At 69.2% G+C, this 17,752-nt stretch carries 15 protein-coding genes; 5 read left to right on the top strand and 10 right to left on the bottom strand.

From position 1 onward, the window contains the following. Window positions 1–110: 110 nt before the first annotated feature. Window positions 111–2,201: an MMPL family transporter gene (locus tag OG801_RS15995; protein WP_406029696.1), complete on the bottom strand. Its 2,091-nt coding sequence runs from the start codon at window positions 2,199–2,201 to the stop codon at window positions 111–113. A gap of 87 nt (window positions 2,202–2,288) precedes the next feature. Here OG801_RS15995 and OG801_RS15990 point away from each other — a divergent pair, with 87 nt between their 5' ends. Beyond that, window positions 2,289–2,609 carry a PadR family transcriptional regulator gene (locus OG801_RS15990; RefSeq protein WP_008356007.1) on the top strand — a complete coding sequence of 107 codons (321 nt, stop codon included), beginning with the start codon at window positions 2,289–2,291 and terminating at the stop codon, window positions 2,607–2,609. Window positions 2,610–2,717: 108 nt separating this feature from the next. Beyond that, window positions 2,718–3,356 carry a permease prefix domain 1-containing protein gene (locus tag OG801_RS15985; protein WP_406029694.1) on the top strand — a complete coding sequence of 213 codons (639 nt, stop codon included), beginning with the start codon at window positions 2,718–2,720 and terminating at the stop codon, window positions 3,354–3,356. A gap of 203 nt (window positions 3,357–3,559) precedes the next feature. On the opposite strand, the gene OG801_RS15980 is transcribed toward OG801_RS15985, so the two are convergent. The 4 genes from OG801_RS15980 to OG801_RS15965 all read right to left on the bottom strand — a co-directional run bounded on the left by OG801_RS15980 (window position 3,560) and on the right by OG801_RS15965 (window position 8,430). Beyond that, entirely contained in the window at window positions 3,560–5,410 is a 1,851-nt protein-coding gene (locus OG801_RS15980) for a DEAD/DEAH box helicase (protein WP_406029692.1), read from the bottom strand. Window positions 5,411–5,492: 82 nt separating this feature from the next. Further along, on the bottom strand, window positions 5,493–6,305 hold the full coding sequence (locus OG801_RS15975; RefSeq protein ID WP_406029690.1) for an MOSC domain-containing protein: 813 nt from the start codon (window positions 6,303–6,305) through the stop codon (window positions 5,493–5,495). A gap of 23 nt (window positions 6,306–6,328) precedes the next feature. Further along, entirely contained in the window at window positions 6,329–8,152 is a 1,824-nt protein-coding gene (gene glmS, locus OG801_RS15970) for a glutamine--fructose-6-phosphate transaminase (isomerizing) (RefSeq protein WP_406029688.1), read from the bottom strand. Window positions 8,153–8,166: 14 nt separating this feature from the next. Then, window positions 8,167–8,430: a hypothetical protein gene (locus tag OG801_RS15965; RefSeq protein ID WP_406029686.1), complete on the bottom strand. Its 264-nt coding sequence runs from the start codon at window positions 8,428–8,430 to the stop codon at window positions 8,167–8,169. Window positions 8,431–8,964: 534 nt separating this feature from the next. Between OG801_RS15965 and OG801_RS15960 the strand changes: the two genes are divergently transcribed. Continuing rightward, entirely contained in the window at window positions 8,965–9,579 is a 615-nt protein-coding gene (locus tag OG801_RS15960) for a YceI family protein (RefSeq protein WP_406029684.1), read from the top strand. An 83-nt stretch (window positions 9,580–9,662) separates the two neighbouring features. On the opposite strand, the gene OG801_RS15955 is transcribed toward OG801_RS15960, so the two are convergent. The 3 genes from OG801_RS15955 to OG801_RS15945 all read right to left on the bottom strand — a co-directional run bounded on the left by OG801_RS15955 (window position 9,663) and on the right by OG801_RS15945 (window position 12,572). Beyond that, a complete protein-coding gene (locus OG801_RS15955; protein ID WP_406029682.1) occupies window positions 9,663–10,151 on the bottom strand; it encodes a hypothetical protein in 489 nt (162 codons plus the stop codon). Window positions 10,152–10,680: 529 nt separating this feature from the next. Next, a complete protein-coding gene (gene mctP, locus OG801_RS15950; RefSeq protein WP_406029680.1) occupies window positions 10,681–12,321 on the bottom strand; it encodes a monocarboxylate uptake permease MctP in 1,641 nt (546 codons plus the stop codon). After that, window positions 12,318–12,572, bottom strand: coding sequence for a DUF3311 domain-containing protein (locus OG801_RS15945; RefSeq protein WP_406029678.1), 255 nt, complete (start codon window positions 12,570–12,572; stop codon window positions 12,318–12,320). Before OG801_RS15945 ends, mctP begins: the two co-directional genes overlap by 4 nt. A gap of 226 nt (window positions 12,573–12,798) precedes the next feature. Here OG801_RS15945 and OG801_RS15940 point away from each other — a divergent pair, with 226 nt between their 5' ends. Both OG801_RS15940 and OG801_RS15935 read left to right on the top strand, forming a co-directional pair. Then, a complete protein-coding gene (locus tag OG801_RS15940; RefSeq protein WP_406029676.1) occupies window positions 12,799–13,815 on the top strand; it encodes an SMP-30/gluconolactonase/LRE family protein in 1,017 nt (338 codons plus the stop codon). A gap of 90 nt (window positions 13,816–13,905) precedes the next feature. Then, window positions 13,906–15,219, top strand: a complete 1,314-nt coding sequence (locus OG801_RS15935; protein WP_406029674.1) for an exo-beta-N-acetylmuramidase NamZ domain-containing protein — start codon at window positions 13,906–13,908, stop codon at window positions 15,217–15,219. Between the two features lie 29 nt (window positions 15,220–15,248). Here OG801_RS15935 and eda read toward each other — a convergent pair whose 3' ends face one another. Both eda and edd read right to left on the bottom strand, forming a co-directional pair. Further along, window positions 15,249–15,878: a bifunctional 4-hydroxy-2-oxoglutarate aldolase/2-dehydro-3-deoxy-phosphogluconate aldolase gene (eda, locus tag OG801_RS15930; protein WP_378816516.1), complete on the bottom strand. Its 630-nt coding sequence runs from the start codon at window positions 15,876–15,878 to the stop codon at window positions 15,249–15,251. Beyond that, complete coding sequence (edd, locus tag OG801_RS15925) at window positions 15,871–17,733, bottom strand: phosphogluconate dehydratase (RefSeq protein WP_406029672.1); 1,863 nt, start codon at window positions 17,731–17,733, stop codon at window positions 15,871–15,873. Before edd ends, eda begins: the two co-directional genes overlap by 8 nt. Between the last annotated feature and the right edge of the window lie 19 nt (window positions 17,734–17,752).

The following is a 17,752-nucleotide window of genomic DNA, read 5'->3' as shown; positions in this document are numbered from 1 at the left end:
CCGGGGACCGCTGGTGGCGGCCCTTCCCTTCGGTTGTACGCGCCCTTACGTCTCCCCGCAGGAAATTTGTTTCATGTCCAAGTAACTGTCCGGAACCCGCTTACCCGGGTTCATCCGACTTTCTGCAGCCTCGGCAGGAGCCGGTCGAGCCACCGCGGCAACCACCAGGCGCCGGGGCCGAGCAGCCTCATCACCGCGGGCACGACGAGGCACCGCACCACGACCGCATCGAGCAGCACCGCCACCGCCATCACGAAGCCCATCTCCTGCAGCATCCGGTCCGGGCTGAACCAGAAGGCACCGAAGACCACGACCATGATCGCGGCGGCCGCGGTGATGACGCCGCCGGTGTGCGCCAGCCCCTCCCGGACCGCCTCCTGGGCATCGCCGCTGCGCAGCCACTCCTCGCGCATCCGCGAGATCAGGAAGACCTCGTAGTCCATCGAGAGCCCGAAGACGATGGCGAAGGTCATCACCGGCAGGAACGCCTCGATCGGACCAGGCTCGACCCCGAGCAGCCCCTCCTGGAAGACGTACGTCATCGCGCCCATCGAGGCGCCGATGGAGAGGAGGTTGAGGATGGCCGCCTTGATCGCCACCGCGACGGACCGGAAGACGCACATCAGCAGCAGCGCGGAGAGCCCCACGACGAGCCCGATGAAGAGCGGCAGCTTCTCCCCGACCGCTTCGGAGTAGTCGATCAGCGCCGCGGTCGATCCGCCAACGAGAACGTCGTCGCCGAGATCCTCCCGGAGGTCCTTGACCAGCTCGGTGGTCTCGGCGTCCTGCGGGCCGGTCTCCGGGAAGGCGATGGAGGTGTACACCGCACCGTCGGCCGACGGCTGCGGCGGCGTCACGGACGCCACTCCCTCGTACCCCGTAACCTTCTCGTACGCAGCGACCGCCTGCTCCTGGGAGCCCTCGGTCATGATGATGAGCGGGCCGTTGGCTCCGGGGCCGAACTTGTCGCTGACCAGGTCGTACGCCTTCCGCGTCGTCGAGGATGGGTCGTCGTTGCCGGCGTCGGCGAAGCCGAGCTGGAGGCTGAGGACCGGGGCGGCCAGCGCGCCGAGCGCGACCAGGGAGACGACCAGCGCGGCCCACGGGTGCCGCTGGACACCGGAGGCCCAGGCCCGCCAGCGCTGACCGGGCTCACGCCGCGACCGGGCCGCGTGCTTGCGTACGGACTTCTCCAGGCGCTTGCCGAACAGCGTCAGCAGCGAGGGCAGCAGGGTGACCGCGGCGATCATGGTCATCAGGACGGTGAGGGCGACGCCGAGCACGACCCCCTGGATCGAGGTCAGCTGCAGCACGTAGAGGCCACAGAGCGCGAGGATCACACTGACCCCGGCGAAGAGGACCGAGCGGCCGGCGGTGTCGAGCGCGGTCGCCGTGGCGTCCTCGCGGGTGGCACCGCCGAGCAGCTCGCTGCGGTAGCGCGAGAAGACCAGCAGCGCGTAGTCGATGCCCACGCCGAGCCCGACGATCATCAGCATCGGCGCGGTGTAGTCCGGGATCGTGGTCAGGTGCGAGAGCAGCGTGACCACACCGAAGGTCGTGCCGACCGCGAAGATCGCGGTGATCAGCGGCAGGCTCGCCGCCAGGAACGAGCCGAACATGAACAGCATGATCACCAGCGCGGCGAGCATGCCCATCCCCTCGGAGCTGCCGCCCTCGCCCTCGTTCACCTCGCGCATCGAGTCGCCGGCCATCTCGACCTGGAGCTCGTCGGTCGACGTCTCGTCCGCCAGCTCGAGGAACGGCTCATAGGCGCTCACGGGGAGCTCGCCTGCCTCGGCGTCCATCACGATGGGGACCAGCGCGGTCGTACCGTCCTCGCTCACCGACCCGCGCTGCGGATCCGCCGCCTCGACGGTCTCGACGTGAGGGACCTCGGCGAGGTCGGCGAGCAGCTGGTCCACGGCCTGCTGGTCGGTGTTCCAGCCGCGCTCGTCGTGGATGACCGCGCGCACCTCGTCGCCGTTCGACCCGCCGTGCTTCGCCTGGAGCTCGGCCATCTCCTGCGACTGGGTGCCCGGGATGTCGAAGGAGTTGCGGTAGTCGTCGCCGATGCTCTGCGCCGCCGCCGTCACGCCCACCAGGACGACCACCCACAGCAGCAGCGCGGTCCAGTGATGGCGTTGAGAGAAGGACGCCAGCCGCCGCAGCGGACTGGGCCTCGTGATCGTCTGGGTGGTCATCATGTCTCCTGTCGTGTCTCGCCTGGCTATAGGTAGCCTGGCAACATGTATGGAGACAATGTACGACGGACTGTGTAGGCTGTCTACATGAAAGCCGATGCGCTCCGTGGCCACCTCGACTCGCTGATCCTGGCCGTCGTCGAGAAGCAGCCCCTCCACGGCTACGCGATCATCGAGGCCCTGAGCGCCCGCAGCGGTGGCGAGCTCGACCTCCCCACCGGCACCATCTACCCCGCGCTGCGCCGCCTGGAGAAGGCCGGCTACCTCGACAGCTCCTGGTCCGAGGTCGGCGGCCGCAAACGCCGCACCTACGAGCTCTCCTCCGCCGGACGCAACGCCCTCGCCGCCCATCGCCAGGAGTGGCGGACCTTCGCCAAGGTCGTCTCCGGCGTACTCGGCGAAGCCTGACCCCCTCCCGCCGAGACGGCACTTACGTCGGCCGAGACGGCACTTCTGGAGAGTCATTCAGGGAGTTCCCTGATGTGGCCGACACCGCGGAGAGCAGAAGATGAGCGTATGAGCGCCGTCGACGTCTATCTTGCGGACCAGCGCGCCGCGATCCCCGGCCCGAGCTGGACCCGGCGCGACCTCCTCCGCGAGGCCGGCGACCACCTCGAGGACGCGACCGACGCCTACACCGCCGCGGGCTACACACCCACCGAGGCAGAGGCACTCGCCCTACGCGACTTCGGCTCCGTCGATGACATCGCCCCCGGCTTCCGCGACACCGTCGCGATCGGCGCAGCCCGACGTACGGCCGTCCTGCTCGTCCTCGTCATGCTCCCCCAGGCCTTCCTGTGGGACGGCGGGATCGAGCTCGGCGCGAGCGCCCACTCGGCCGCTCCGGACAGCGGCCTCTTCCACGTCCTCGACATCATCATCGGGTACGTCGGCACAGCAGGCGCCATCGGCGCCCTGGTCGCGCTGGCGGTGACCGCGATCGGTCAGCGTTGGCTCCGGATCGGGCGTCGTACGGCCCGGCTCACCGCCGCCTGGTCCCTGGCCACGGCCATGATCGTGCCGATCATCGGCTTCACCATGCTGACTCTGACCGGCGGCCTCACCGTGCTCCTGGCTCTCAGCGCGCTCGCCTTCATGGCCGCGCCATTCGCCCTGGTCGCCCTCTCCGCCCAGCGCACCCTCGCCGCCTGCTGAAAACACGAGTGCCGCAGCCGCTCAGGCAGCGGTCGGTGAGTCAACGGTCGTCCTGGGTCGCCAGCGGACTGACGCGTGGGCGAACGCTCGTCGGGCCGTCCCTCTCGTCACTTCCGTCACGGTGTTCAGGCAACTCCTGCACTTCTCAGGCGTTGCAATGCCTGAGAAGTGCAGGAATACCCGGTTAACCGGGTATTCCAACGTCAGTCGAACTTGCGCTTCTGCCGCGGCTTGCGGGGGCGGTCACCGAAGTCGGAGCTGCCCGGCCGGCCGCCCTTGTCGAAGCGACCACCCGAGCGACGCACGGGGCCGCCGCCGGAGTCCTCGGAGAGCTCGATGAGCTTGCCGGAGATGCGGGTGGACTCGAGCGCCTTCCAGGTCTCGGGAGCCAGGTCCGCGGGGAGCTCGACGAGCGAGAAGTCGTTGCGGATGGAGATGTTGCCGAAGTCGGCGCGGCGCAGGCCGCCCTCGTTGGCGATGGCGCCGACGATCTGGCGCGGCTCGACGCGGTGGCGCTTGCCGACCTGGATCTTGTAGGTGGCCAGCGGCTGGCCCGTCTGACGCGAGGTGCCTGTCTCGCGGCGGGGGCCACGGTCGCTGCCGCGGTCATCGCGGCGTCCGCGCCGGTCCTCGTAGGCGGGCTTCTCGGGCTCGGGGTCGAGGAGCAGCGGCTCCTCGCCGTGGAGCACCGCGGCCAGAGCGGCCGCGACGTCGACCTCGGGGATGTCGTGCTCCTCGACGTAGTGACGCACCACGTCGCGGAAGAACTCGATGCGCTCGCCCTCCTGCAGCGCGGCGGTGATGCCGTCGTCGAAGCGGGAGAGGCGGGTCGCGTTGACCTCGTCGACCGAGGGCAGCTGCATCTGCGTCGGCTGCGCCTTGGTGTGCTTCTCGATCGCGCGCAGCAGCCACCGCTCACGCGGGGTGACGAACGAGATCGCGTCGCCGGTGCGGCCCGCGCGCCCGGTGCGGCCGATGCGGTGGACGTACGCCTCGACATCGGTCGGCAGGTCGTAGTTGACCACGTGCGAGATCCGCTCGACATCGAGACCACGAGCCGCGACGTCGGTCGCGACCAGGATGTCCAACGAACCGTCCTTGAGCTGGTTGACGGTCTTCTCGCGCTGGTTCTGAGCGATGTCACCGTTGATCGCGGTGGCCAGGAAACCTCGCGCACGGAGCTTTTCGGCCAGCGACTCGGTCTCGGACTTGGTGCGCGTGAAGACGATCATGCCCTCGAAGTTCTCGACCTCGAGGATGCGGGTCAGCGCATCGACCTTCTGGGGGTAGGACACCATCAGGTAACGCTGGGTGATGTTCGTGGCGGTCTGGGTCTTCGCCTTGACCGAGATCTCCTTCGCATCGCGAAGGTACTTCTTCGACAGGCGCCGGATCTGCGCAGGCATGGTCGCCGAGAAGAGCGCGACCTGCTTGTCCTCGGGGGTGTCGGCGAGGATCGTCTCGACGTCCTCAGCAAAGCCCATGTTGAGCATCTCGTCGGCCTCGTCGAGCACCAGGAAACGCAGCTGGGACAGGTCCAGCGTGCCCTTCTCCAGGTGGTCCATGATCCGGCCGGGCGTGCCGACGACGACATGCACGCCGCGACGGAGTGCGGTCAGCTGCGGGCCATAGCCCTGGCCGCCGTAGACCGGCAGGATGCGCACGCCGTTGAGGTTGGACGCATAACGCTCGAATGCCTCGCACACCTGCAGGGCCAGCTCACGCGTCGGCGCGAGCACCAGCGCCTGGGGCGCGTTTTGGTGGATGTCGAGGTTGGAGAGCACCGGCAGCGCGAACGCGGCGGTCTTACCGGTGCCGGTCTGCGCGAGACCGACGACGTCACGCCCCTCGAGCAGCGACGGGATGGTCGCGGCCTGGATGGCGCTGGGCGTCTCGTAGCCGAGCGCCTTCACCGCGCCGAGGACGCTGGCGGAGAGACCGAGTGAGTCGAACGTCGGACCCTGCTCAGCCTCCACGCTGGACCCACCGCTGGGCGCACTCGGCTCCTCGGGGGCGGGAGTGGTGGATACGGCAGATTCAGGGTCGGTGCTCACCCTCCAACGGTAGGCCCATATAGCACGTTCTATGCATTTCTCGGCGCGGTGGGCCCCGTCACTTGCGCATCATTCGCAGCGCTCAGGAGACGATGACGTCGTCGCCGACCGCGATCTCGCCGGGATGGGCGACGGCGAGATGCACCGCTGCCCACACCTTGCCGTCCCAGCGGCGATGCTTGGCGAGAGCGCGGAGCGGGTCCTTGCCCGACTCCAGCGTGTCTGCGTCGATGGTCGTCATCACGCACCGGTCGATCGGGGCTGCGACCCGGAATCGAGCGCCGCCGATCGCGACCTCTTTCCAGCCGTCCTCGGCGAACGCCTCCGGGGCACCCTCGATCAGCAGGTTGGCACGGAAGCGCCGCGCCGGGACCTCGCCCTCGGACCACGCCTCGATCTGATCGGCCGAGGCGTCCGTGAGCAGCGATACCGGCGAGGAGTCGTGGAACGCGGCGAACTCGCCGGGCCGATACTTGGCAGGGTTCATCGGCCGCTTCGTCGGGTCGGCACACCACATGAGCCGCAGGTCGTCACGGCCGAGCGCCTTCCTCAGCCACGCGTCGGCAGGCTCCCCGACGGCCTGCGCCGTGAGCGACTTCGCAAAGAAACGTACGCCGACAGCCGGCGCCTCCCGTTCGGGCACCGCCACCTCCAGCGGGTCCATCTCGGGAGCGTTGAGCAGCAGGTCCACCCCCGCCGGCCCGCCGGTCGACGGAGTGTCCGCCACGACCGTGAACAGCTCCCTCACCTCACGAGCCGTCACCAGCTTGCCGCTGCCGTCGACGACCAGCCACTCGCGGTCTCCCACGATCCCGGCCCTGCCGACGTACGCCTCCTCGACCGGTCTGATCGCCGTCGACTTCACCGGATGGATGTTGATCCCTGCGAGGCGCATGGGGCCCATTGAAGCGGACACCGCTACTCGACGGTGACTGATTTAGCGAGGTTCCGGGGCTTGTCGACGTCGTGGCCGAGGGCCTTGGCGGCGTGGAAGGCGATCAGCTGGAGCGGGATGGTCAGCAGGATCGGGTCGAGCTCGACCTCGTTCTTCGGTACGTCCACGCGCAGCGCATCGAGCTCGCCGAGGTCGACATCGGGGTGGGTCACGACGACCAGCGGCCCGCGGCGGGCGCTGATCTCGTGGAGGGCGGCGACGTTGCGGTCGGTCAGCTCGTCCTGCGGCACGATCGCGACGGTCGGAACGGACTCGGAAATCAGCGCGAGCGGACCGTGCTTCAGCTCGGAGGTCTGATAGGCCTCCGCGTGCCGGTAGGAGATCTCCTTCAGCTTCTGAGCGCCTTCGCGGGCGACCGGGTAGCCGCGTACGCGACCGACGAAGAACATCGACTCGGCCTCGGCCAGCCGTGCCGCGACCTCCTCGAGGTGGGACTCGCTCTTGAGGATCTCCTCGATCTGGGTCGGCAGCGCCTGCAGGCCGGAGATGAGCCGCTTCCCGTCGGCGATCGAGAGGTCGCGTACGCGGCCCAGCTGGAGCGCCAGGAGCGAGAACGCGACGAACATGTTGGTGAGCGCCTTGGTCGAGGCGACCGCGATCTCCGGACCGGCGTGCAGGTAGATGCCGCCGTCGACCGCGCGGGCGATCGCCGAGCCGACGACGTTGACGACGCCGAGCACCCGGCCGCCCTTGCGCTTGATCTCCTGGACAGCGAGCAGGGTGTCGATCGTCTCGCCGGACTGGGACACCGCGACATAGAGGGTGTCGGGCTCGATGATCGGGTTGCGGTAGCGGAACTCCGACGCCGCCTCGGCGTCGGCGGGGACCCGGGCGAGCTCCTCGATCAGTCCCGCGCCCATCTGGCCGACGTAGTACGCGGAGCCGCAGCCGAGGATCTTCACCCGGCGGATCGCGCGCAGCTCGCGCGGGTCGAGGTTGAGACCGCCGAGATGAGCCGTGCCGAACCGCTCGTCGAGCCGACCGCGGAGCGCCCGCTCGACCGAGGACGGCTGCTCCAGGATCTCGGTGAACATCCGCGGCTCGTCGGCGAGCTCGCCGTACTCGTACGCCGACGGATCCACATCGACCTCGCGAGCCGTGGTGGTGGTCGTGGTCAGATCCTGGCGGAAGGTCGTGAACCCGGTCGCGGTGATGGTCGCGAGCTCGCCGTCGTCGAGGTGGGCGACGGTGGTGGTGTGGCGTACGACCGCGGCCAGGTCCGAGGCGACGTACATCTCCCCGTCGCCGACGCCGACGATCAGCGGCGAACCGTTGCGGGCGACGACCATGCGGTCGGGGAAGTCGGCGTGCACGACGGCCAGGCCCCAGGTGCCCTCGACCTGGGAGAGCGCGTCGACGACCTTGGCCTCCAGAGTGTCTGCGGTGGACGCTCCGATGAGGTGGGCGAAGACCTCGGTGTCGGTGTCGCTGACCAGCTCGACGCCCGCCTCGGTGAGCCGCTCCCGCAACGAGGCGGCGTTGTCGACGATCCCGTTGTGGACCACGGCCACGCGACCGTCAGCGGAGACGTGCGGGTGGGCGTTGGTGTCGTTGGCCGGACCATGGGTCGCCCACCGGGTGTGGCCGATACCGACCTTGCCGGAGAACCGCTTCGGCAGCGCATCGACCAGATCGCGTACGCGGCCGGCCTTCTTCACCACCTGGAGCCTGCTGCCCAGCACCGCGACGCCCGCCGAGTCATAGCCGCGGTGCTCCAGCCGGGCCAGCCCCTCGGTGAGCAGGCCGGCAGCCTGCTGGGGTCCGATGTAGCCGACGATTCCGCACATGTGTCCTGTCCGTTCTATCCGTAGATGAGCCGACGCAGCTGCCGTTCGGTCAGCTGCGGCGCGGCGACGACCCGCGCCCGAAGCTCCTCGGCGAGCTGCGCGAAGATCGCGTCGTTCTTCGCGCCGTAGGTCTTCAGCTGTGCATGCCGGCGGCGTACGTAGGCCTCGACCGGTTCGTCGAAGTACGCCACCACGTCCTCGATCACGCGCGCCGCCTCCGCAGGCCGGAGCCCGGTGGTGGCGACCAAGTGGTTGATCAGCGCTTGCTCGGCCTTCACTCCATCAACTGTGGGCCATTCACCCGACAACGTTCAAATTTCTGCCCGCTTTCGGGCAGAACTCGCCACTTCGCTCGAAGTGGGGCGTCATGCACCCATACCGGGCGCTTCGGGGCCTCGAAGTGGAGCGCATCACGCCCGATGACCAACTACTTGGACATCCGGGTGGGGGTGCGGTACCTTAGGTGAACACAAGGTGAACAGGAGGTGTCTGATGAACGGTAATAAAGTGACTGGCAAGCTCGAGCTCCGCTGGCTCCCCGTCGTCGACCGCCGCGGCCGTAAGCACATGGAGGCCCGCTGGGTCGAAGTCAGTGCGCCCGCGACCACTCGTCACGCTGCCTGACAACCGCTCAACGCTCCCGAGGCCCGCTCCCGACAGGGGAGCGGGCCTCGTGCGTTTAGGGATAGCGTTGTCACCGCAACCAATTTTCCCCCGTCGTCAGGAAAGGCCACGCGAGCGGGAACATTGGGAGAGATTCCCCCGTTATGATGCTTGCAGTTTCAACCAATTCTTCCAGGAGCACACTCGCTATGGGCATTTTCAGCAAGAAGGACACGGCACCCGCCGAGACCGAGTTCGACACCCCGACCGCCGCCATCGAGGACATCGCGGGTGACTACACCCTCGACGTCGCCCACACCCGCCTGGGCTTCTCGGCTCGCCACGCGATGGTGACCACCGTCCGCGGCTCGTTCAAGGAGTTCGAGGGCACCGCGACGATCGACACCGCCGAGCCGTCCAAGTCCAAGGTCTCGCTGACGATCAAGGCCGCCTCCGTCGACACCGGCAACGCCGACCGCGACGGCCACCTGCTCTCGGGTGACTTCTTCGAGAACGAGGCCCACCCCAACATCACCTTCGAGTCGACCGAGGTCGAGTTCGACGGCGAGACCTGGAACGTCACCGGCGACCTGACCATCAAGGGCACCACCAAGTCGGTCACCGTTCCCTTCGAGCAGACCGGCTCCGCCAAGGACCCGTTCGGCAACACCCGCGTCGGCTTCGAGGGTGCCGTCGCGATCAACCGCACCGACTGGGGCCTCTCCTTCAACGCCGCCCTCGAGACCGGTGGCGTCCTCGTCTCCGAGAAGATCAAGCTCGAGTTCGACATCTCCGCGATCAAGAACGCGGAAGACGCCGCCTGATCTGAGGTCGATCTGACCCACGACTGCGTTCGGGGCCACCGGGAATCTCCCGGTGGCCCCGACGCATGTCACACGCGGATCGCTCAGCGACCGTCCTGGACGTAGTAGTGCTTCTCCGCCCCGACCCGACCGGTGCCGACGACGTCCACTGACGAAGAGTCACCGGTCGCTCCCCCGGCGAAGCCGACCTGGTCCGTGCCGAGATCGACACCGCGACCGCCACCGAGCGGCGAGCCGGTGTCATCGTCATGGTGGACGACACCACCGCTGGCGGCGTTGTCGACCGGAGACTCGACGTGCGCGCGGCCACTGGCCACGACCGTCGTCCCATCGGTCGTCACCGTCACCGCCGCGTCGCTGCCGGCTGCCGCTCCCGAGATCGTCACCGGACCCGCGGGTCCGCGATCCGGAGCCTTGATCGGTTGTTGGGCCACCGAGGCGGCCCGGCCGTCGGCCTGCTCGACGGACTGCGAGTCGGCGCAGGCGACCGCGGCACCGGCGACGATCAAGCCACCTGCCGCAAGGGTCACCGCCGCCGATCGCCGAAGTCCCCGGAGGACCTTCGAGTTCATCGTGTTCTCCTGACGTGTTCGGGGGTTGAGGGAATGCGGGACCCCGTCAGCGCCTGCACCCGGCGCCCGAGCGCACGGGGATCGCGGCTGACACCGACGGGGTCCCGCCGAGCGGGGCGAGCGAGGTCCTGGTCACGCTCATAGCCCCACCCATCGGACCGGACGGATCGGCAGTCTGAGACGACTGGCCAGCTTCACGCCCGGTGGTAGATCCATGCAGGGCGACGCCCCCCGGCGTCCAATCGCCCACATGGATCCGTTGCTCGGTTCGACGCTCGACCGTCACGGCGCGTCCGGCGTCACGAGCCGTCGCGGCACGGCGTACACCGTGGCCTCGACTGCTCGTCGAGGCCGTCACAGCCTCATTGCTCACCATGGACGCTCCCGAGTTCGGTCCGAATCAGAGCCTTCAGTACTTGTTACGTACGTCGATGCGCCGATGTTGCAGTTCTCGGAGAAATATCGAAGAAGTCCCGCAAACACGTCACTGGGACGTGTTTGCGGGACTTTGTGCCCGATTCAGTAGCCCTCAGTGCACCTCCGTCGTCGAGCTCAGCTCCTCGACGACACCCTCGTCGCCGGCGTCGACCGAGTAGTCCGCCGCCGAGGTGGCGTCCTCACCGTCCGGCACGTTGAGCGCCCTCAGGATCGGGGTCAGGACGACGACCACGATGAGGTTGAGCAGGAACGCGGTGAGCGCGATGTAGATCGGCGTCTCCGTGCCCGGGAACGGCGCCAACGGTCCACCGAAGTGCTCCTGCGTGGGTGAGGAGACGCCATACGCGACGATCGTCCCGTACGCCATCCCGACCGCCCAGCCGGCCAGGACCGCCCAGCGGTGGAACCACCGGGTGTAGAGCCCGACGACGATCGCCGGCAGCGTCTGCAGGATCCAGACACCACCGAGCAGCTGCAGGTTGATGGCGTACGACTTCGAGAGGGCCAGTACGAAGATCAGCGCCCCGAACTTCACGACCAGGGACACGATCTTGGCCTGCTTGGCCTCGTCCTGCGGGGTGGCGTCGGGCTTCAGGTACGCCTTGTAGATGTTGCGCGTCCACAGGTTCGCGGCCGCGATCGACATGATCGCCGCCGGCACCAGCGCACCGATGACGACGGCCGCGAACGCGACGCCGGCGAACCACGCCGGGAACTGGTCCTCGAAGAGCTGCGGGATCGCCAGCTGCGGGTTCGGCGGGTCGCCGACCATCACCCCGGCCGCGAGGGCCACGAACCCGAGCAGCGCCAGGAGCCCCAGCAGGAACGAGTACGCAGGCAGCAGCGAGGCGTTGCGGCGGATCACGTTGCGGCTTCGGGTGGAGAGGACGCCGGTGATCGAGTGCGGGTACATGAACAGCGCCAGCGCCGACCCGAGGGCCAGGGAGGCGTAGGCCCACTGGCCGGCCGCCTGAGTCGGGAACAGCGCCTTCGGGGCCACGTCGCCGGCGGCGATCGCGTCGGCGTTCTCGGTGTTGAACGTGTCGAAGCTGTTCTGCACCGTCTCGAAGATGTTGCCCCAGCCGCCGAGCTGCGAGGGGATGTAGATGATCGCCACGATGATCACGATGTAGATCAGCGAGTCCTTCACGAACGCGATCAACGCCGGCGCCCGCAACCCGGAGGAGTACGTGTAGGCGGCGAGCACCGCGAACGCGATGAAGAGCGGCAGGTCACGGATGAACCAGTTCGAGGAGTCGCTCTGCAGACCCATCACCTCGAGCACGACCTCCATGCCCACCAACTGCAGCGCGATGTAGGGCATCGTGGCCAACAGGCCGGTGACCGCGACGGCCAGACCCAGGGACCTGGATCCGTAGCGGCCGACGACGAAGTCGGCCGGGGTGACGTAGCCGTGCTTGTGCGAGACCGACCACAGCTTCGGCAGGAATGCGAAGATCAGCGGGTAGACGAGGATCGTGTAGGGCACCGCGAAGAACCCGACCGCCGAGCCGGCGAACAGCGTCGCGGGCACCGCGATGAAGGTGTACGCCGTGTAGAGGTCGCCTCCGATGAGGAACCAGGCCACGAACGTACCGAAGCCGCGGCCACCCAGGCCCCACTCGTCGAGGTTGTCCATCGACTTCGCCCGACGCCAGCGCGCGGCGGAGAAGCCGAGGATCGTGACCAGCAGGAAGAGGAAGGCGAAGACGGAGACTGCTACCGCGCTCACTGGCCACCCTCCTTCCACGGACGCCCGGCGATCGCACGGTCACGCCGGAACGCGGCCTTGGCGACGAAGTAGGCGATGGTCGTGAACAGGACCGAACAGGGGATGAGGACGAGCTGGAACCAGAAGTAGAACGGGAATCCGGCGAACGTCGGATCCTCCTTCGCGTACAGCGGCACCGCGAGTGACGGCGCTGCTGCCGCGAACAGGAGGACCCCGACAAGGATCCACGAGCCCTTGGACGAGGACGGCATGGGTCACCTCCGAGATCTGTCGAAGTGGGGTTGGACGACCTGTGACCTTGGTCACATTCAACGGCGGTGTCCAGCCCAATTCGACCGACACGACGACGAACGGTCGATCTGCCGCGACGAACGGTCGCGGTGAGTCCGATTCGCCTCCGCGGACGGTTCGTACGCTGCTAGTTTCCGCCCGTCGGCCAGTACCGCCGGCTCGCCGCCGACCCCGAAGGGGAATGAGTTGAACCGACGTACGTCCGTCTCTGCTGTCGCGCTCGCGGGTGCACTGGTCGCCGGTGTTCTGGCCGGTCCCTCCGGCGCGGTGGCGCACCCACAGTGGCCGCGGGAGATCATCGCCGAGCAGGTGGTCAAGGCGACCAGCCCGCACCCCGGGCTCAACATGACCCTGCTCGAGGGCCCGACGTTCGGGGCCGACGGTGACCTCTACTTCGTCGACGTGGTGGCCTCCTCGCCGGCGCCGAAGGTGCTGCGCCTCGACACTGCCTCGCGGGAGGTCTCCGGCTTCTTCACCGACTCGGCAGGCAGCTACACCTCGGCGCAGTGGAGCCCCGTCGACGGCCGGCTCTACCTGACCGACTACCAGGGCACGATCCGCAGCGTCGCCGCCGACGGCAGCGACCCGCGCACCGTCTTCGCCGGTGCGGTCGAGGGCAGCCCGATGAATCCCGACGACCTGACCTTCGACCCCGAGGGCAACATGTACGTCACCGACCTGACCGGCTACCTCGACCCCGCCAAGGAGCCGGTGGGCCGGGTCGTACGCATCGCGGCCGACGGCTCGAGCGCGACCGTGCTGGCCGACGAGCTCGCCGCCCCGAACGGCATCTCCTTCGACCGCCGCTACCGCGGCCTCTACGTGAGCACCCTGTGGGAGAACCGGATCAGCTATCTGGCCCTCGACCGGTCGCGCACCTCAGTCCTCGCGACCTCGATCGTCGCCGAGGTCGACGACGGGCCGGCCGAGACCGAGACCGACTCCAACGCCGTCGACGCGGCCGGCAACATCTACCAGGCCACCCACGGCGAGCCGGTCATCCGCGTCTTCTCCCGGCACGGCCGGCCGCTCGCGACCGTCCGGGTCCCGGCCGCCGACCGGGCCGGGCTCACCTCGGCGACCAACATCGCGATCCTGCCCGGGAGCAAGAAGGCGTACGTCACGATCTCCGGCGACGCCGGCGGCTTCATCTACAGTTTCGACGCGCTGGCCAAGGGCATCCGGCAGTCGAACGGAGGCTAGAGCGGTCGCCGCCAGGAATTCGCCTGCCGAGCGGCGCCGTCAGGGCTAGCCTGCAAGGTGATCCGCACCCCTCGGCACAGGAGCGCCCCCATGAGCACTGAAGTCCCCAGGATCGACCGCCGCCGTCTGCTCGGCGCTGCCGCAGCCGGCGCCGCAGCGGCACCGCTTCTCGCCGGTTCGGCGGGAGCCTCGACCGAGCAGGTCTCACCGTTGGGCGGTGGGGCGGCGGTCAGGACCGGCGCCGAGCGAGCCGCCGGCGACGGCTGGTCGGTGCTGTCTGGCGATCGGGTCGGCATCATCACGAACCCCACCGGCGTGCTCCGCAACCTGCGCAACATCGTCGACGAGATGCACGAGTCGGGGGCGGTCCAGATCGCCGGTGTCTTCGGACCGGAGCACGGCTTCCGCGGCACGGCTCAAGCGGGCGGCTCGGAGGGCACCTTCGTCGACGAGCGCACCGGACTGACCGTCTACGACGCCTACGGCGCCAACGTGGCGAAGATGACCGAGCTGTTCACGACCGCCGACGTCGAGACCGTGGTCTTCGACATCCAGGACGTCGGCTCCCGGTTCTACACCTACATCTGGACGATGTGGACGGCGATGCAGGCGGCCGTCGCGACCGAGAAGCGCTTCGTGGTCCTCGACCGCCCCAACCCCGTGGGCGGGACCGCCCGCGGACCGATGATGACCGCGGCGTACACCTCGGGCGTCGGCGCCCGCGAGATCGTCCAGCAGCACGGGATGTCGGTCGGTGAGCTGGCCCGGTTCTTCGACGGCGAGTTCCTCGAGGAGCACGCCGGCGGGCGGCTGGCGCAGCTCGACGTCGTCCAGGTCTCCGGCTGGCGGAGAAGGACGTTGTACGCCGACACCGGGCTCGACTTCGTCCTGCCGAGCCCCAACATGCCGACCTCCGACACCGCGCTGGCCTACCCCGGCACCTGCATGTTCGAGGGCACCAACCTGTCCGAGGGGCGTGGCACCACCAAGCCGTTCGAGCTGATCGGGGCGCCGTTCGTCGACCACCGCTGGGCCGCGGCGCTGGAGGAGGCGAACCTTCCGGGCGCGACGTTCCGGGAGTCGTACTTCAACCCCTCGGTCAACAAGTTCGCCGGCCAGGTCTGCGGCGGGGTGCAGGTCACGATCCAGGATCGCGACCGCTTCGATCCCGTCCGCACCGGCGTCGAGATGCTGGTCACCGCCAAGGCCCTCTACCCGGAGTTCGCCTGGCGCCAGGACTCCTGGGACACCGCCCGGCCGTTCTGGATCGACAAGCTCACCGGGTCGACGAGGCTGCGTACGCAGATCGACGCGGGCGCCACCGGCGACGAGGTCGAGGCGGCCTGGCGAGACGAGCTGGCCGCCTTCGACGCGACCCGCCGCCAGTACCTGCTCTACCGCTGACCTCGCCCACCCGGCGAGGTCAGCGGAGGTCAGCGAAGGGCGGCGGTGGCGGCTGCGAGGGCGGTGACGCGGTCCCAGTCACCGGAGGCGAGCGCGTCGGCGGGAGTGAGCCAGGAACCGCCGACGCAGCCGACGTTGGCGAGGCCGAGGTAGCTGGGAGCGGTGGCCAGCGAGATGCCGCCGGTGGGGCAGAAACGGGCGTCGGGGAGCACGGACGGCAGCGAGCCCAGGTACTTGGCACCGCCCGAGGCTTCGGCCGGGAAGAACTTCATCGCGGTGTGGCCGGTCTCGAGCACCGCGAGGGCCTCGGAGACGGTGGCGGTGCCGGGCAGGAACGGCAGGCCGGTGTCGCGCATCGCGCCGAGCAGCGTCGGGGTGGCACCCGGCGAGACCAGGAACTGGGCCCCGGCCGCGGCGGCCTCCTTGGCAAGCACGGGAGTGGTCACGGTGCCGGCGCCGATCAGGACCTCCGGCACCTCCTCGGCGATGGCCCGGATCGCGTCGAGAGCCACCGGCGTACGCAGGGTCAGCTCGACCACGGGCACGCCGCCCTCGGCGAGGGCTCGGGCCACGGGCACCGCCTGGTCGACGGAGTCGACGACGACGACCGGGATCACCGGGGAGAGGTCGAGCAGGTGGGTGGAGGTGAGGTCAGACATGAACGGGGGTCTCCTGGGGCGAGGCGAACTGGAAGACGGAGGCGCCGGTGTCGGCGGAGCCGACGGTGGCACGGAAGGCGGAGAAGAGCTCGCGGCCGGTGCCGCGCCACTCGGCGTCGAGCGGCGCCCGACCGGTGGTGGGACGGTGCGCGAACTCGGCGGCGTCGACCCCGATGCTCAGGGTGCCGGCGACGGCGTCGACGGTGATCAGGTCGCCGTCCTGCACGCGGGCGAGCGGTCCGCCGAGCGCGGCCTCGGGGGTGAGGTGGATGGCCGCGGGCACCTTCCCCGACGCGCCGGACATCCGGCCGTCGGTGACGATGGCGACGTGCTGGCCGCGATCCTGCATGACCCCGAGCGCCGGGGTGAGCTTGTGCAGCTCGGGCATGCCGTTGGCCGCCGGGCCCTGGTAGCGCAGCACCGCGACGAAGTCACGACCGTCGAGGCGCTTCTCGGAGAAGGCGGTGAGGAAGTCGATCTGGTCGTCGAAGACGATCGCGGGAGCGGAGACCACCTGGTGCTCGGGCGCGACCGCCGAGGTCTTGATGACGGCCGTGCCGAGCTCGCCGGTCAGCACCCGCAGACCACCGTCGGGTGAGAACGGGTCGTCGGCCGGGCGCAGCACGTCGAGGTCGCCGGAGACCGGGGCGCCCTCGACCAGCTCGATCTCGCCGTCTCGGTTGAGCCGCGACTCCTGGGTGTAGGCCGAGAGTCCCGGGCCCAGGATCGTGGTCACGTCCTCGTGGAGCAGCCCGGCCTCGAGCAGCGTGCGGACCAGGAAGCTGACGCCGCCGGCCGCGTGGAAGTGGTTCACGTCGGCGGAGCCGTTGGGGTACATCCGGCTGAGCAGCGGGACCACCGGCGACAGGTCGGAGATGTCGGCCCAGGTCAGCTGGATCCCGGCGGCGCGAGCGATCGCGACGAGGTGGAGGGTGTGGTTGGTCGAGCCGCCCGAGGCGAGCAGCGCGACACAGGCGTTGATGATCGACTTCTCGTCGATCATCTCGCCCACGCCCGGGCCGCCGGTGAGGGCCAGCTCGGTGGCACGCGCGGCGGCGGCGCGGTTGAGCGCGGCCCGCAGCAGGGTGTCCGGCGAGGCGAACGAGGAGCCCGGCAGGTGCAGCCCGAGCACCTCCATCAGCAGCTGGTTGGAGTTGGCGGTGCCGTAGAAGGTGCAGGTGCCGCGGGAGTGGTAGCTGGCGGCCTCGGCCTCGAGCAGCTCCTCGCGGGTGGCCTCGCCTGCTGCGTACCGCTGTCGGACGCGGGCCTTCTCCTTGTTGGGGAGCCCCGAGGACATCGGGCCGGCCGGCACGAAGACGGTCGGCAGGTGACCGAACGAGAGGGCGCCGATCAGCAGGCCGGGCACGATCTTGTCGCACACGCCGAGCATCAGCGCGGCGTCGAACATGTCATGCGAGAGGGCGATCCCGGCCGACATCGCGATCACGTCGCGGGAGAAGAGGGAGACCTGCATCCCGTCGCGGCCCTGGGTGATGCCGTCACACATCGCGGGTACGCCGCCGGCGACCTGCGCGAGCCCGCCGGCCCGCATCACCGCGGCCTTGAGGAGCGGCGGGTAGGTCTCGTAGGGCGCGTGCGCGGAGAGCATGTCGTTGTAGGAGGTCACGATCGCGACGTTGGGCTTCGCGGCGGGGGTGACCACCTTGAGCTCGGCCTTCGTCGGCGCGGTGGAGGCGGCGAAGCCGTGGGCCAGGTTGCTGCACGCGAGCCGGCCGCGGGCGGGCCCGGTCGCGCGGGCGGAGGCGATGCGGGCCAGGTAGTCGGCCCGCGTGGCTGCGGAACGCTCGATGAGACGCGCGGTGACGTCAGCGACGGTGGGGGATACGGCAGTCACGGGTCCTCCAAAAGACAGT

It is taken from the genome of Nocardioides sp. NBC_00163 (assembly GCF_045206295.1).
Taxonomy (GTDB): Bacteria; Actinomycetota; Actinomycetes; order Propionibacteriales; family Nocardioidaceae; genus Nocardioides.
Note: the sequence above shows the minus strand (reverse complement) of the source record. Positions and strands in the feature narration are given on the sequence as shown.

What these genes read in the sequence shown, in the direction of transcription:
- glmS (WP_406029688.1), bottom strand. Translation starts at nt 8,152, where the DNA reads ATGTGCGGAATCGTCGGCTACATCGGACCCCAGCAGGCTGCCGGCCTG.
- OG801_RS15975 (WP_406029690.1), bottom strand. Translation starts at nt 6,305, where the DNA reads ATGCGCCTCGCAGGGATCAACATCCATCCGGTGAAGTCGACGGCGATC.
- OG801_RS15995 (WP_406029696.1), bottom strand. Translation starts at nt 2,201, where the DNA reads ATGACCACCCAGACGATCACGAGGCCCAGTCCGCTGCGGCGGCTGGCG.
- OG801_RS15990 (WP_008356007.1), top strand. Translation starts at nt 2,289, where the DNA reads ATGAAAGCCGATGCGCTCCGTGGCCACCTCGACTCGCTGATCCTGGCC.
- OG801_RS15945 (WP_406029678.1), bottom strand. Translation starts at nt 12,572, where the DNA reads ATGCCGTCCTCGTCCAAGGGCTCGTGGATCCTTGTCGGGGTCCTCCTG.
- OG801_RS15935 (WP_406029674.1), top strand. Translation starts at nt 13,906, where the DNA reads ATGAGCACTGAAGTCCCCAGGATCGACCGCCGCCGTCTGCTCGGCGCT.
- OG801_RS15955 (WP_406029682.1), bottom strand. Translation starts at nt 10,151, where the DNA reads ATGAACTCGAAGGTCCTCCGGGGACTTCGGCGATCGGCGGCGGTGACC.
- OG801_RS15960 (WP_406029684.1), top strand. Translation starts at nt 8,965, where the DNA reads ATGGGCATTTTCAGCAAGAAGGACACGGCACCCGCCGAGACCGAGTTC.
- eda (WP_378816516.1), bottom strand. Translation starts at nt 15,878, where the DNA reads ATGTCTGACCTCACCTCCACCCACCTGCTCGACCTCTCCCCGGTGATC.
- OG801_RS15985 (WP_406029694.1), top strand. Translation starts at nt 2,718, where the DNA reads ATGAGCGCCGTCGACGTCTATCTTGCGGACCAGCGCGCCGCGATCCCC.